The 13,538-nt window shown below is 67.6% G+C and carries 14 protein-coding genes and 2 pseudogenes; 6 read left to right on the top strand and 10 right to left on the bottom strand.

Annotation, left to right across the window (positions count from 1 at the left end; translation table 11 throughout):
- Nucleotides 1-163: 163 nt before the first annotated feature.
- Entirely contained in the window at nucleotides 164-469 is a 306-nt protein-coding gene (locus WJ438_RS23610) for a transposase (RefSeq protein ID WP_406727004.1), read from the top strand.
- On the opposite strand, the gene WJ438_RS23605 is transcribed toward WJ438_RS23610, so the two are convergent.
- Complete coding sequence (locus tag WJ438_RS23605; RefSeq protein WP_406727003.1) at nucleotides 440-1,399, bottom strand: hypothetical protein; 960 nt, start codon at nucleotides 1,397-1,399, stop codon at nucleotides 440-442. The two genes, WJ438_RS23610 and WJ438_RS23605, sit on opposite strands and share 30 nt — an antisense overlap.
- A 55-nt stretch (nucleotides 1,400-1,454) precedes the next feature.
- Here WJ438_RS23605 and WJ438_RS23600 point away from each other — a divergent pair.
- Nucleotides 1,455-1,547, top strand: a pseudogene (locus WJ438_RS23600) (ATP-binding protein); the annotation flags it as partial.
- Entirely contained in the window at nucleotides 1,547-1,927 is a 381-nt protein-coding gene (locus WJ438_RS23595) for a hypothetical protein (protein WP_406729787.1), read from the top strand. The pseudogene WJ438_RS23600 and the gene WJ438_RS23595, both read left to right, overlap by 1 nt.
- 46 nt (nucleotides 1,928-1,973) lie before the next feature.
- On the opposite strand, the gene WJ438_RS23590 is transcribed toward WJ438_RS23595, so the two are convergent.
- Complete coding sequence (locus WJ438_RS23590) at nucleotides 1,974-2,540, bottom strand: SMI1/KNR4 family protein (RefSeq protein ID WP_406729786.1); 567 nt, start codon at nucleotides 2,538-2,540, stop codon at nucleotides 1,974-1,976.
- Nucleotides 2,541-3,073: 533 nt separating this feature from the next.
- On the bottom strand, nucleotides 3,074-4,108 hold the full coding sequence (locus WJ438_RS23585; protein WP_406727002.1) for an SMI1/KNR4 family protein: 1,035 nt from the start codon (nucleotides 4,106-4,108) through the stop codon (nucleotides 3,074-3,076).
- A gap of 651 nt (nucleotides 4,109-4,759) precedes the next feature.
- Between WJ438_RS23585 and WJ438_RS23580 the strand changes: the two genes are divergently transcribed.
- Together WJ438_RS23580 and WJ438_RS23575 are read left to right on the top strand one after the other, a co-directional pair.
- Nucleotides 4,760-5,068 (top strand): hypothetical protein, encoded by a 309-nt coding sequence (locus tag WJ438_RS23580; protein WP_406727001.1) that lies wholly within the window; start codon nucleotides 4,760-4,762, stop codon nucleotides 5,066-5,068.
- 14 nt (nucleotides 5,069-5,082) lie between these two features.
- On the top strand, nucleotides 5,083-5,412 hold the full coding sequence (locus WJ438_RS23575) for a hypothetical protein (RefSeq protein ID WP_406727000.1): 330 nt from the start codon (nucleotides 5,083-5,085) through the stop codon (nucleotides 5,410-5,412).
- 256 nt (nucleotides 5,413-5,668) lie between these two features.
- On the opposite strand, the gene WJ438_RS23570 is transcribed toward WJ438_RS23575, so the two are convergent.
- The 3 genes from WJ438_RS23570 to WJ438_RS23560 all read right to left on the bottom strand — a co-directional run bounded on the left by WJ438_RS23570 (nucleotide 5,669) and on the right by WJ438_RS23560 (nucleotide 8,699).
- Entirely contained in the window at nucleotides 5,669-6,214 is a 546-nt protein-coding gene (locus WJ438_RS23570) for a hypothetical protein (RefSeq protein WP_406726999.1), read from the bottom strand.
- Between the two features lie 701 nt (nucleotides 6,215-6,915).
- A complete protein-coding gene (locus WJ438_RS23565; RefSeq protein ID WP_406726998.1) occupies nucleotides 6,916-7,560 on the bottom strand; it encodes an SMI1/KNR4 family protein in 645 nt (214 codons plus the stop codon).
- 476 nt (nucleotides 7,561-8,036) lie between these two features.
- Nucleotides 8,037-8,699, bottom strand: a complete 663-nt coding sequence (locus tag WJ438_RS23560) for a fascin domain-containing protein (RefSeq protein ID WP_406726997.1) — start codon at nucleotides 8,697-8,699, stop codon at nucleotides 8,037-8,039.
- A gap of 497 nt (nucleotides 8,700-9,196) precedes the next feature.
- On the opposite strand from WJ438_RS23560, the pseudogene WJ438_RS23555 reads away from it, so the two are divergent.
- Nucleotides 9,197-9,526 (top strand): annotated as a pseudogene (locus WJ438_RS23555) (IS3 family transposase); the annotation flags it as partial.
- Between the two features lie 303 nt (nucleotides 9,527-9,829).
- Here the strand turns inward: WJ438_RS23555 and WJ438_RS23550 are convergent.
- The 4 genes from WJ438_RS23550 to WJ438_RS23535 all read right to left on the bottom strand — a co-directional run bounded on the left by WJ438_RS23550 (nucleotide 9,830) and on the right by WJ438_RS23535 (nucleotide 13,283).
- On the bottom strand, nucleotides 9,830-10,405 hold the full coding sequence (locus tag WJ438_RS23550; protein WP_406729785.1) for an SMI1/KNR4 family protein: 576 nt from the start codon (nucleotides 10,403-10,405) through the stop codon (nucleotides 9,830-9,832).
- Nucleotides 10,406-10,763: 358 nt separating this feature from the next.
- On the bottom strand, nucleotides 10,764-11,231 hold the full coding sequence (locus WJ438_RS23545; RefSeq protein WP_406726996.1) for a type II toxin-antitoxin system VapC family toxin: 468 nt from the start codon (nucleotides 11,229-11,231) through the stop codon (nucleotides 10,764-10,766).
- The gene (locus WJ438_RS23540; protein WP_406726995.1) at nucleotides 11,221-11,490 is read right to left on the bottom strand and encodes a type II toxin-antitoxin system prevent-host-death family antitoxin; all 270 of its coding nucleotides are present in this window, start codon (nucleotides 11,488-11,490) and stop codon (nucleotides 11,221-11,223) included. The genes WJ438_RS23545 and WJ438_RS23540 overlap by 11 nt, the downstream gene beginning before the upstream one ends.
- A gap of 332 nt (nucleotides 11,491-11,822) precedes the next feature.
- The gene (locus tag WJ438_RS23535) at nucleotides 11,823-13,283 is read right to left on the bottom strand and encodes an amino acid permease (protein WP_406726994.1); all 1,461 of its coding nucleotides are present in this window, start codon (nucleotides 13,281-13,283) and stop codon (nucleotides 11,823-11,825) included.
- Nucleotides 13,284-13,538 lie beyond the last annotated feature (255 nt).

Below are 13,538 nucleotides of genomic sequence, written 5' to 3'. Positions count from 1 at the left end.
CTGGTGGTCCCAGGCTACGGGTTCCCACCCACCTGCTCACAGCTCTGTAACCGGAGCGGACATCCCTCCGGATTCAGGGTCTCGCCCCGGGGCCTGAGTTTCCCCCGAGATGCGGTGGAGGGTGACAGAGGGTCGGATGGGTCTCATGAGAGGAGCCCACACGATGCCCGCACCGAGGAAATACCCGCTGGAGTTGCGTGAGCGTGCGGTGCGGATGTACCGCACGGCCGAGCCGAAGCCCGTGATCCGCCGTCTGGCCGAGGAACTCGGCGTGCACCACGAGGCCCTGCGCAACTGGATCCGGCAGGCCGAGGCCGACGCCGGCGAGCGGGGCGATGTGCTCACCACCGCCGAGCGGGAAGAGCTGACGGCCCTGCGCAAGGAGAACGCCCAGCTCAAGCGGTCGAACGAGATCCTGAAAGCCGCAAGCTGGACGACTTCACGTTCTGGAGACTCGCCCACCTGCTGAGAGCCCGCCACGGCTGGAACTGGGGACAACTCCGCCGCCATCTGGCCGCCGCCACCGGGCGCTGGCAGATCGCGGCGGATGGGGTCGAGTTCTTCCGGATCGAGAAGGTGGCGGTCTCCCGCTACACCTACCGGGGCAACAAGATCCCAACCCCCTGGCCCGCCACTGCCTGACGGCAGACACCGTGGAGAGCCCGTTACCGAGAGATCGGTACGGCGGGTTCGGCGAGCGGTCCGGGGAGACGGACCGGGAGCAATCCCGGCACCGCGCCCCGGGCCGACTCAACAAGTGCAGCTCGGCCGTGACGCCCGCAGTATTCCGGGCCCTGACCCAGTCGTCCCGGAAGTTGCTGCGCCGCAGTTGCCCGCCCTGCGGCCCGACGAAGACGTGCCCGTCGCGGCCGGGAGCGGCGAACTGCTCCAGGGGGCGCGTGACCGCGTCGAGCAGTTCGGCCGGGAAGGAGACGGCGCGCACCCCGGCCACGGACTTCGGCGCCTTGTCGAAGAGCCGGCCGTCCTGCAGCTCGGCCTGAGCCCGGCGCACGGTGAGAATCAGCCCCTCCAGGTCGACGTCCCGGCGCCGCAGGGCCGCCAGCTCCCCGAACCGCAGGGTGGTGAAGGCCGCCAGGAGCACGAGCAGCCGGTAGCGCGGCGCGAGGGAGGCGGCGACGGCGAAGACCTCCGCGACCGTGAGGACCGGCCGCTCGGGCACGTCGTAGCGGTCCGCGCCCTTGATGCGACACGGGTTGCGCCGGAGCAGCTCGTCGTCCACGGCCGTGTTCATCAGGGCGCGCAGCAGCTGGTACGCCTTGCCCACCGTCGGCTCCCCGACGCCGGCCGCGAGGAGCTTGCCGCGCCAGCCGCGCACCCGGGCCGTCGTCACGTCGGCCACGCTCCCGGCCCCGAAGGTGGGCAGGATGTGCAGCCGCACCACCGACTCGTTCCGCTCCCGGGTGCGGTCGGCGAGCTTCCGGTCCCGCAGCCACGCCCACCGAGTGGTGGTCCCCGGCAGCCGGAACGGCTACACCGTCACCGCGGAACTCTTCACCGACACTCGACCAGGGGGCTGCCCGTGCTGATGGACGGGCCCACCCGCGGCTGCTGGTGCCGATGCTGGACGGAAAGCCTCGGGGAAACGACGGAGAAACCGGCCTTCCGCGCCTCCTTCGGCGCGTACTCGGCGCCCCAGGCAGACAGGTGGGTAGCCGTCGCACTCCGCACGATCTCACCGGCCCTCGACTCTGACGCCTCGGACGAGGCATGGGCATGGCTCCACGACGGCCACAGCGAAACCAGGCGCGCCCTACTGCGTCAGGAGCCCTGCAAAGTGACGATCACCCACGCCGACACCCGCATCACCTGGACCATCCGCCCAGTGGTCTTCCTGCCCTTCGCACACCGACAGGGCATCGAACTCCCGGCCTGTACGCACGACTTCAAGCCCCGCACGACCAACTGAGGCAGTGTCGGACTGGATCAGCGCCAGGTTGGCACTGTCCCGTCGGTCAGGGTGCTGGCCACTTCAGGAAGTCCTGCACGATGGGGTCCGGCTCACCCGTCTCGGGGTCGAGACCTGCAAGCCAGCGTCGCTGCTGCTCGCGCCAGTGGACGAAGGGAGCCGTCTCGCCCCAGAGGGAGGCGTCACCAAGAGGGCACGCATCGAACTCGGCGCGCATCATCTTGACCAGGAAGTCGACCATGCCGCAGTCGAAGAGCTTCCATCGCGTGTCGCCGTAGCTGATCTGCCGGCGCCAGACCACCACGGGCCAGTTGTCGGGGTCCGAGTCGAGCATCAGCCAGCCCAACTCGTTAGCGTTGCAACCGGAGCCCCAAGGCAGGACGGAACTGCTGTCCGCCGCGATGCCGGGGACACCGCCCTCCCTGTCCCACAGGTCCCGGAACGCAGGCGTGCTGTCCAGGATGTTGCCCGGGTCCCACTGCAAGAAGTCGACGGGCAGCGGCCCCAAGATGCCGAGTTCCCCGATGTCACCCGCGCCGTAGACGGACATGAACGCCTTGTAGTCACTCGGGAGACCAACCCCTAGAGCCTCCTCAACCTCACGCCAGTCCACCTGCTCATCTGCCCCGTGCTCAGCGGACACGAGACTGAGCAGCGGCTTCAAAGAGCTCTCAGCGGAGATGACGCTCCTTCGATCGGCTCAGGGGCCTCACCGTAGCTGTACGCACTGACAACCCAGTGACTGAGTTACAACTTTCTCTACGGGTTCAAGCACCCGTCGTCGCTTCGCTCCTCCGGGCGGGCGCGGGCGGCCGACGGCGCCCGCGCTCCTGTCTCCGCCCCGCTCGGCACCGCCGGCCGCCCGCGCCCGCCCAAGAGGCAGGCACACAGTGCATGAGGTCAGAACGCGTCGTGGCTGGGGCGGTCGGCTCCGCGACTTCAGGCAGCCACTTTGGCGCGAGCCTCTAAGATCATGGCCCCAACGTCGTGCTTTACCGGGCAGGTCCACAGACTGCCCGACGCGCCGGAAGCTTACGGGGCCATGATCACTCGCCCCAAAGCAACTCCCGCCCAAAGCCGCTCTGCCGACCGCGTGGCCATGTGCGCGCCAACTTGCATCGCCCAGTCGGACCGGACACCGCGCGCTCACGGTTCGTATCTCTGGAACCAGTGCGTGTCGAAATACCGGGCGGTCGAGTAGGGATGCCCGCGCTCGGTCAACATGCGGAAGACGAACTCGGCGGCCGAGCAGTCGAACCGGCGCCAGGAGTCGGGATCCTCCTCTTGCACCAGGACGGGCCAGCCCTCCGGGTCGTTGCCCTCGGTGAGCCAGTAGAACTGGTCCGCCTGCTCGGACGCAGCCCACTGAAGGAGCCCGCCGGGAGCCGGGTAGACGTCATACGGCCGCCGCAGACGCGTGTCCTCTTGAGAGGCATCCCGGGCCAGATACTCGGCATGGTCGACGATGTCCACGCCTGAGACACCAGCATCGGGAACGTACAAGCTGAGGAAACCGTCGAAGTCCCCGTGACCGAAAATCTCGGCGAGTTGCTTGTAGTCGCTGGGCAGAGCAGTGCCGAGGCGCTGCTCCACAGCCGCCCAGTCGATCGTCCGTACCCGTCTGTCTCCGACCCAGCCGGTCACGGCAACGACCCGCTCCACCCACGAGGCATCGGCCGGCGACCCGTCCACGACCGACTCGGCCCGTTCAGCGACCAGCACCACGCGCCGTACGCCGTCACCACTGTCCGCGGTCCCGCCCCCGATCCACCAACTCCCGTAGGTCCAGGCCCGCATGTCCACCACGTGTTTGCCGAAGGGGGTGAGCAGGGGCAGTCCTGCCGTCGCGTCCACCGTCGGATCGGCGTACCCACCCATGGCGAGGTTGCGCGAGGGCCCGTACCGACGGCTGATCTCTTCGACCAGATCGGCCAGCGCGACCTCTCCGGAAACGGCAAGACACAGGTGCCCTGCCCCATGCCCCGCTACGCCGCACTCCAGCGGCTGCGGACCGCGGGCAACCAACCGCGTTACGGCGTCGAGCAGTTCGTCCCTCCCGATGCGCTTCCGTTCCTCCCTGCGCATACGTGCCGACCTGTTGTCCTCCCTGATCCCCCGGATCTCTCGCATGACACGGAAGCCGATATAACCCCACGCCGGGAGCGCAGCGACAAGACTCATCAGCCGATCCTCGCCGGACTCCCCCGACCCGAAGGTGATCGACCCATAGACAGCCGCCCAGACGATTGCGAAACCGAGCAGACGATTCATGGCCCCCTCCGGCCCCTTGGGGGAATCGGTCGGTTCCCGCAGCGCGAGCCATCGGAACCTTCGGCCGCATCGCCCCGGACGGCGCCGTCTGCATAGCCCTGCCAATGGCATGGTCCGGTGGCCGTTCCGCAGCATAGCCCGGCAGCGTCTCGGCAGGCAGCAGGGCTGAACGTCGCGGATGCCCGTTCGCCGTACGACGGGCCGTCTGTGGGCCGTCCGAGGGCGCTCAACGACGACCAACGCTGACAACCACCGACGGCTAAGTCGCAGGTCGCAGCGTTGATCGTTTGCACGGCCGCAGGTCAGAGACCCGGCCCTTCACTTCTTCGGCTTCTGAGTCAGGGCCGGTGGAAGCCGTGCCCCATCGAGCAGAGAAGCATGGGAACGGCAGTCACAGGGGCACGGCAACAGCCCCAACCGTTGGCACTGGTCAGCGGGTGCCGAAGGTTCCGAAGAACCCTACTGGCACACTCTCGGCGACAACTTCTCATCGGGGGAGATCAGAGGATGGACACAGCCACACCGCGTAGTCCTGGCGGCTGCTCCGTCTTCGGTGTCGCGGTGGCCGCAGCCATCCTCGCCACCGTGTGGTGGGGGCTCACTGCGCTGCTGTCTGAGAACTTCGGAAACGACTGCCTCTTCTACTTCGGCGATACCGGACCGAGGGCCGAGAACTGTTACCTGGTGAACGACCGGGCGGAGGCATGGCTCCCCCAGCTGGTGTACGCCGCGTGGACCAGTGCGGTGCTGGTTCTCTGCATGCCGCGCCAGTTTCTTGCAGAGCGGCGCATCGCCGCCGGCGTCACTGTCGCCTGCCTGATCGTCGCCGTGGTACTGGGGAGCCACGCCCTAGCGGTCTCCTCACCGTGAGAAGCTACTGGAACGTGAGTGAGGGGGAGGCCGCCGCCATGTCGATACGAGAGAACTTCGCCGAACTCTTCAAGAGCACGGCCAAGACTACTGACGGCGACCCGTTCGCGGTAGAGCTCCCGTGCCAATGCTCGCCGGAATGGCCCGGCTTGGAGACGACGGCGAACGGGCACATGTTCCCGGCTCAACCCTCCAGCCACTACAGCGTTCTCTCGAACCCGGAGATCGGTCCGTTCGTCGCGCGCTGCACCGGTTGTCAGGCTCGCTATCCCTACCCTTGGGTGATCCCGCAGGGCACGCCGATGCCTTTCGACTGGGCTCGTGAGACTCCGCCGACCGCGTGAGCGCTGAGTAAGCTCAGCGCGGGAAGTACACGCTCCTAGGCCACGAGCGTGGGAGAGGGCCACGTGTGCCCCCTGCGTGCCCGATCGGACGGCCACAGGCGGGGAACAACGGGGAACGTCGGCGAGTATCCCGGGGACGCGCAGATCAGCCTATTGCCAGGTCAGGCGGCATCCGGTTACGCGATCTTCCAAACTGGTGACAGCGTGCCGGGGAAGGGCGACCGCTGTTCACATGTGTCTGTGGAGCTTTAGCCGATCAGTCGATGCGGTCGCTCAGGCCCAGCACCTTCGGGCCGTCGCTCGGAAAGCTCCTGGGCATGCCCGGCACGTCGATGGTGCGCCGGTACACACCGGCCTGGAACTCCACGGCACCGACCGGAAACTCCGACCAGTCGCCGTTGGCTCCGCGGACGACCACCGGCCAAGCGTCCGGGTCGGGAGAGCTCATCCTCCAGTAGAAGCAGTCCCCCGAATTGGACTCTGCCCAACTGACAAGGCCATCCGCCTCCGGGTAGGGAACGTAGCCCTCGGTGTCGCCCATCTCGTACAGATCCTGGAAGATCTCGGACTCGTCCCTGACCCCGGACGCCCATGACGCCTCGGCACCAGGCCGAGGAATGGACACCACGAGGAAATCGTCGACAACCAGCACCGGGTACGCCTCCGCCAGGGAACGGAAGTCGGACGGCAACGCCGTACCCAGGTCCGCCTCGAGGGCCGACCAGTCCACGCTACGCCGCGCCGCCGCGCGCCACGGCGTCATCGACGGAAGCGCGGCCTCCAGCTCTTCGACTCTCAGCATGGTGTCTGCCGATTCATGATGTTCAATCACCTCGCGTCCAGGCCGAGGTTAGGGTCTCGGACCCGACTGCGCGTAGATGACCGGGAAGCGGGCCAGAGTACAGCAGCGCAGTACAGCAACCACAGCGACCGTCTCCATCCGGCTGTGCCCCTCCGTAGCCGTGAGACGACTGGTACGACCGCCGATGACCGATCCCGCTATAGCCACGGATCAGAAGGCTTCTGACATCCACGAGTGCCATCAATGACGCCGGACGGGGACGTACACCAACGTCTCTGTCCGACCGCCGCACCAGTCGCCGGCAGCAGTTGAAGCGGGCTCGGATCGAACTCCTCAAGCGGGTGTCGCAGGTTCGAATCCTGCCGGGGGCACAGCGCAGTACGCCGCTGACTTGGGGTTTCTCCCCCAGGAAGGCGCTCTGTTCGGCCTCGGACTCCTCACCCGAGGCCGTTTGCGTGAGCGAACGGAGAGTTGCTCTCCCGAATATCGCCCGATGGCGGTCGGCGCCGGCCCTCAGGAACGATCGGCCAAAGCGCATAGCCGGTTGGCCGACGTTGCCGACTCCCCGTGATCGACCTGACAAGGATGAGGCTGGTCCCTGAAACTTGTGCCCGGCGTGGGTTGCCGTCCTTGCGGATGGACGGCAGCCCGTCAGTTGACTGGGCCATTAAAACCCCACCGGCCTCACTGCCCGTTGCGCGTCATGACCGATGCAGGGTCCGGTCACTGCGCAGCGGTATGAGGTCCCAGGACAGCCTCTGCTCCTCGTCCACTACGGGCGTGTAGCCGTTGAGGGGCCGGGAGGTCTCGAGAGAGGTGGCGATCGCCTCCATGAGCAGCGGCAGGGACGTCCACATCTCGTGCGATACGCGCATGATGCCTTCCACGGCCTCGGCTTCGTGGACGCGCCCCCGGTCGATCTCGGGACGGTGGTCCAGCACGAGGTGACCCCCGCCGAGGTCCCGCGCGATGGGGATCACCTGCGGGTGTCCGTACAGGACGCTGCTGGACCCGATCTTCATGAAGTCGTAGTCCGCCTCCTCTCCTTTCTCATCCGCCGTGCGCTGGTCGTAGAAGCCGGTGAGAAGTTGCCACGCAGCCGCGATCTCGCGTGCGCTCATCGGTCTGTAGAACGCCGGCAGCAGCGAGCCCCGATGGTTGAGGAGACCGTCGTGCCGCAGCAGCGACCTCACCAAGGGCCTCAGCAGTGGCCGGCCGATGACGCGTTCGGTCGCGGCGATGTCCGCCGGATCCGCGGGCGGCGCCAGCGCGGCGCAGGTCGCCGGCGCGTGCTCGGCCAGCCAGTTCTCGATTCGCGTCCACGACTCACTGATCGGTGCGGTCATGGCACGGCATCCTGCCACCCGGTACTGACAACCCCTTGGGAACAGCCGGACGGTGGCCGTGACCCCGACACATCCGGCTGGGCCGTCTCCGGGCCGTGCGAGGGCACTCAACGCTGACGGGCGACGACAGCCGCCGACCGCCAACCCGCAGGCCAGAAGGGCAACGGCCGGAGCGCGTGCAGGTCAGGAAGGTGCCGCGTTATTTCTTCGGCTGCTGCTGGCACTCGATGGTGCTTGACTCGCCCATTGAGCCTCGATCCACCGCGGGATCTCTGGTCTCGCGATGGAGCGAGGCTGAAGCACCCAAGCTTCCCAAACCGAGAGCGCGAGTTTGGTTCTCGTCACCCGCTCCGGAGCGAAGGCCCGGATCACTGACCCGGGCCTTCTTGTTGCTCATCGTGATCCCCCGCCTCCACGCACCTCACGGGATGATCCGCCCAGCGGTCTCCCTACCGCTTGTGCCGGACGCGCGGGCGTCAGGCGTCGAGGCTGTAGAGGTTGAACTCTTCCCAGCCGGAGATCCCGCCGGAGCGGGCGCGCAGGACGTATTGGAGCGAGCCGGTGTAGTTGTTCTCCATGGTGACGAAGAGACCGTTCAACGTGGACTGGAGCGCCCAGCGGTCCAGGCTCTCGTTGTAGTAGAGGACGAACCGCTCCCAGCCGCCCACGCTTGTGGAGCGGGCGCGCAGCTCGTTCTGCGCGCTGCCGGTGAAGTTTTTCTCGACCGCCACGTAGCGGTCGTTGGCCAGGGACTTCAGCGCGTACGTACTGGTGACCTCGTCCCACTCGAAGGCGAAGCCCTCCCAGGAGCCGTTGTACTCAGCGGAGCGGGCCCGAAGCACACCGGTGTTGGGGGCGGGGTACGTCTTCTCCGTGGAGACGAACTTCTCGTTGCGGAGCGACCGCATGGCCAGCAGCTCGGGCTCCTCGGCCTGCGTGGAGACATCGTCGCCGGCAGCGAGCGGCACCTGCCGGGCGTCCGTGTTCTGGGCGATGTGCGCCAGTTCGGTGGCGTCGATCTTCTCCCACCCGCTGGGGACGGCCGCCGGCCGGTCGGCCTGCGGGGCGGCTCCGGCCGCGGGTGCGGCCCAGGCGGAGGCCGCCAGCAGGGCGCTGAGGGACAAAAGGACGGGGGTCATGCGTCTCACAGCTTTTCCTCACCATTCATGGAACGGATTCTGGGCACGGCGAGACGGTGGGCCCACGATGGGTTTCCGGCCGTTTCTCGGAAGATCGACGGCACGAACAGCACCGGCCGCTACACGCGCCGGGAAATTTCCCTGACGCACAGCGGGCCCCTCCCGTATCTCTCGCCCCCCGACAACTGCGGTCGGTGCCCCTCCCCGGGCACTTCTGCAGCCGCTGCGCCACTTGGCGTAGCCGCCCCAGCGTAAATAGTGGGGCGTGAGTTCCGGCAGTGATTTAACCTCGAATTACGTGAGGGTTCATCAACTTGCTGACGAACCCTTGTCCCTTGTTCAGAGGGGAGATTTCTGCTTGCGACCTTGCTGGTAGCCCGGCTGTCGCGCCGGGTGGGCGCCGCTTTCCACGGCTCCGGGAGTTCGTTCACATCCGTCCACGGCCAGTGAACCGTTCCGGGTTCGGTAGAGACTCGATCATTCGAGAGGATCGAGTCATGGCACTTCCTTCCCCGTACCCGCTTGAGCTGCGCCGTCGCGCGGTGCGCAGGGTCGCCGAGGTGCGACTCGACTACGCCACCGAGTGGGCCGCGAGGAAAGCCGTTGCGGTCAAGTTCGGCATCGGCACGACCGAGACGCTGCGCACGTGGGTACGGCAGGACCAGATCGACGTCGGCACCCGGCCCGGCACCACGACCGAGGAGTCGGCCGAGCTGAAGCGGTTGAAGAAGGAGAACGCCGAGCTCAGGCGGGCGAACGAGATCCTCAAGGCCGTGGCGTCTTTCTCCGCGTCTCAAGGCCCGCGCACGGCGCGGGCGCGGCCTGCCTCCTGTCTTCGCCCCGGCTGGCCGCGCCCGGCGGCACGCTACGTGCATGCGGGCAGGGGCGGGACGTCATCCGCGGGCACAAGATGATGCCTCCGGCGGGGGATCGGTCGGCACCGGGATGGAGGGGGCGCCGTTTCCGGCTGCGGGCCCGTAGTGGCGTGCGCGGGGAGCTCCCATCCCGTCCACCGTCGCCCCAGGCAGAGCCGAGCAGACGCGGCCCATGGCGGACAGGATGAGAGCTGGGGAAGGTGGTGTGCGAAGGTGGTCGTCGTTTCTTGCGCCTGACGACGGCCTGCAAAGCGCTCAGCAGGGAGTGACTTCGGGGTCGACCGGAGGCAGAGCCCAGGGTTCCAACGTGCCGTCGCAGTACTCAGCGAGGAACTGGACGGCGCCGCCTTCGTAGTGCCACCAGCCACCGTTTCGAGAGGCGATGGTGACAAGCCACTGCTGCGGGTTGTCACCGGTCGCGCTCCAAAGGAACTTGTCGCCCTCGTTGGACTCCGCCCACGGCAGGAGACCACCCGGTGCCGGATGTGGGCGCAGGCCGATGGACATGTCGGCGTCCCACCAATCCTGAATGACCCCTTCAAGGTCGTCACGTATACCGCGGAGCCCGTAGTGCTCTCCGCCCGGTTCAGGAAGACCGACGAGGAGGAAGTCTCCGAGGGCGAAGGTGGGGTACCACTCGGCGAGGCGCTTGTAATCGGCGGGCAGCGTGGTGCCCAGACCTTCTTCGAGCAAAGCCCAGTCGAGCACGGCGGGCACTGGTCGGCGGTGTTCGACCAATCCAGGAACAGCGCGCTCCAGCACCGCGATCGCCTCTTCAGGATCCGTGATACAGCGCATCGGTGTCTGCGTGCCGATCAGATCGTCAATCATGGCAAGCAGCGTGTCAGCTTGACGTTTAACGTCGCTGGTCACCCGACCTGCTGAGATCAGCGAGATCCGGGCATGTGCAGGGCGGCCGTTCGCCACGCTTCGAGATGTCGAGTAACGAAGTGCGAGAGAACGGCCGCCTCCGCTGTTCCGGGAAGAACCGCGGATCAGCAGGTCGGGTGACCTGCGAGGTTAAACGTCAAGCTGAAGCGGGGGTCGCAGGTTCGAACCCTGCCGGAGCACTCCGGCCGGGGGCCGGTTCGAGGGGCTTGCTCCCCAACCGGCCCCACTGCGTGATCGCGGCGGCGCCACGCTCACACCACGAAGTCCGTTGAACCCCCACCGGCCCGGCGCCCTGGCGTCAGCCTTCGTGGGGCGTCTGCGGGCGGGTGACCGGTACGACGGTCAGGAGGTCGTCCAGCCCCTTGAAGTCGTCGGGGTCGGTGGTGAAGAGGGGAAGGTCCTCGGCCACGGCGATGGCGGCGATCATCAGGTCGGCCACCCGGCGGCGCGGCCTGCGGCCCGCGCCGATCACCGCGGCACGGATACGGCCGTAGACGCGGGCCGCGTCGGCGTCGAAGGGGAGGGGGTCGAACTCGTTCTCGGCGCGTTGCAGGACGTCGAGCCTGCGGGCGCGTTCGGCGTGTTCGTCGTAGCCGCTCCGTTCGTCGTTGCGGCGGACCTCGTGCGGGCCGGCGGACAACTCGGCCAGGGTGATGGCGGTGATCGCCATTTCGTCCGGCAGTTCCTCGGGGGCCACCCAGCGGCGCAGCATCACGATGTCGGTGTCGAGGAGGCCCTGCTGATACGTCGAGCGGTCAGCGGGCATAGGGATCGCCCGGGTGGGTGTCGGCCGTGGCGTCCTGGTCGGCGCGGAACGTGTCGAGGTCGATGCCGGGCGCGGTCCTGGACGTCGCGGCGAACTTCTGGCGGGAGACGAACCGACGGCGTAGGCGCAGCGGGACGAGCCGACCGATCGAGTGTCCGTCGCGGGTGACGGTGCACGACTGGCCGCCCTGTACGGCGTCCATGATCTCTCGGGACCGGCTGCGCAGATCCCGTTGGGTGATTTCGGGCTGAACGCTCATACCGACCAGGACAGTGCGCTGTGCCACCAGGTGCTACCCGGTGGCACTTCACGCCGGAAGGCCTGCGCCGACAAGCCTTCGGGGAGCCGAACGACGTGAGGCATTCCCTGACTGACTGCACACCCGCAATCACCACCGCGGACACACCGCGCTCGCAGACAAACCACCCGCCGGCCGCGTCCCCAACCTCTCAGGCGAGACACCTGGCCGCCCTTCGCGACTCCGTGCGGCTCCGCTCACCGGCGCCCGCGCGCGACCCACGCCCGGAACAGTGACGGCTCCCCGCCGAAGACGGCGGGGAGCCTGGAACGCCGTGTGGCAGCCCGCGGCGGCTACCGGGGCGCGACCGCGTCCTCGGTGCTTTCCGGGCGCATCCGCTCCCGGACCAACGAGACCGCGATCACCAACGCGGCCACGAGAACGGAGAGCAGCACCTGGCTCCGTCCGCCGCCCTCCTTGTCGTCGGTGAGCATGTAGACGAGCACGAACGAGATCATCGCGATCGCCACCCACGTCAGATAGGGGAACAGCCACATCCGGACGACGAGCTTTTCCGGGCTCTCGCGCAGGATGATTCCCCGCATCCGCAGTTGCGAGAAGCAGATGACCAGCCACACGAAGAGCGCGACCGCGCCCGAGGAGTTCAGCAGGAACTGGAACACCGTGTCCGGCCACAGGTAGTTGAAGGCGACCGCCACGAAGCCGAAGGCCACGGAGGCCAGGATCGCGGCCTGCGGGACACCTTGCGCGTTCGTCCGTACGAAGGACTGCGGGGCGTCGCCGCGTTGGCCCAGGGAGAAGGCCATCCGGGAGGCGGTGTAGAGGCCTGAGTTGAGACAGGACAGCACGGCGGTCAGCACGATGAAGTTCATGATCTCGCCGGCGTGCGGGATGCCGATCGAGTCCAGGGCCGCGACGTACGACCCCTTCTCCTCGATCGCGGGGTCGTTCCACGGCAGCAGGGAGACCACGACGAGGATCGAGCCGACGTAGAAGACGCCGACCCGCCAGATCACGCTCCTGGTGGCCTTCGCGACCGCCCGCCGCGCGTCCGGGGACTCAGCGGCGGCGAGGGTGACGATCTCGCTGCCCATGAAGGAGAAGACGACCAGCAGGATGCCGGTGAGGATCGCTCCGGGCCCGTTCGGCAGGAAGCCGCCGTGTTCGGTGAGGTTGCCGAGGCCCGTCGCGGCGTTGTCGGAGCCGGGCAGCACACCGAAGATCGCCAGGCCGCCGAGGAGGATGAAGCCCGCGATGGCGACGACCTTGATGCCCGCGAACCAGAACTCGAACTCGCCGAAGGAACCGACCGAGACCAGGTTCGTGGCGGTGAGGACCACCATCACGATCAGTGCCCAGGCCCACTGCGGTACGGCCGGCACCCACCCTTCCAGGATCACGGCACCTGCGGTCGCCTCCACGGCGAGCACGACGACCCAGAAGAACCAGTACAGCCAGCCGATCGAGAACCCGGCCCAGCGGCCCAGCGCCCGGTCCGCGTAGGCGGAGAACGAGCCGGAGGTCGGGTTGGCCGCGGCCATCTCGCCGAGCATCCGCATCACCAAGACGACCAGGGCTCCGACCAGCGCATACGACAGCAGGATGCCGGGCCCGGCGGCGGCGATACCGGAGGCGGAGCCCACGAAGAGGCCGGCGCCGATCACACCACCGATGGCGATCATGGACAGATGGCGGTTCTTGAGACCGGCCTTCAGACCTGACTGCTCCGGGGGCTGACCGTCCGCTGGTGGAGTGGTGGCAGTGGCCAGGGAGTCAGGGGGGTGTGTAGTCATGTCGACATCCGTCCAAAGTGGGGTTGGGGAGTCATGCGGGGAGTGGCTGCCGTGTTCACCGGGCCGTCGATCGCCGATCACCGGCGATCCGGGTCTCCGGATACCCGGTGATCGGCGGGAACGAGCAGGCCGGTCTGGCAGCGGGTCGGCCACGACCCCGGAAATTCTCGAAAGCGTTCACAATGTGGGGGGCGGCGTTCGGTATTCGGATACGGTGCCGATGATGGGGTCGTCATCGCACGTCGGTGCTGTGCC

It is taken from the genome of Streptomyces sp. GD-15H, from assembly GCF_045291515.1.
Taxonomy (GTDB): Bacteria; Actinomycetota; Actinomycetes; order Streptomycetales; family Streptomycetaceae; genus Streptomyces.
This window is presented reverse-complemented; position numbering and strand designations above follow the sequence as displayed.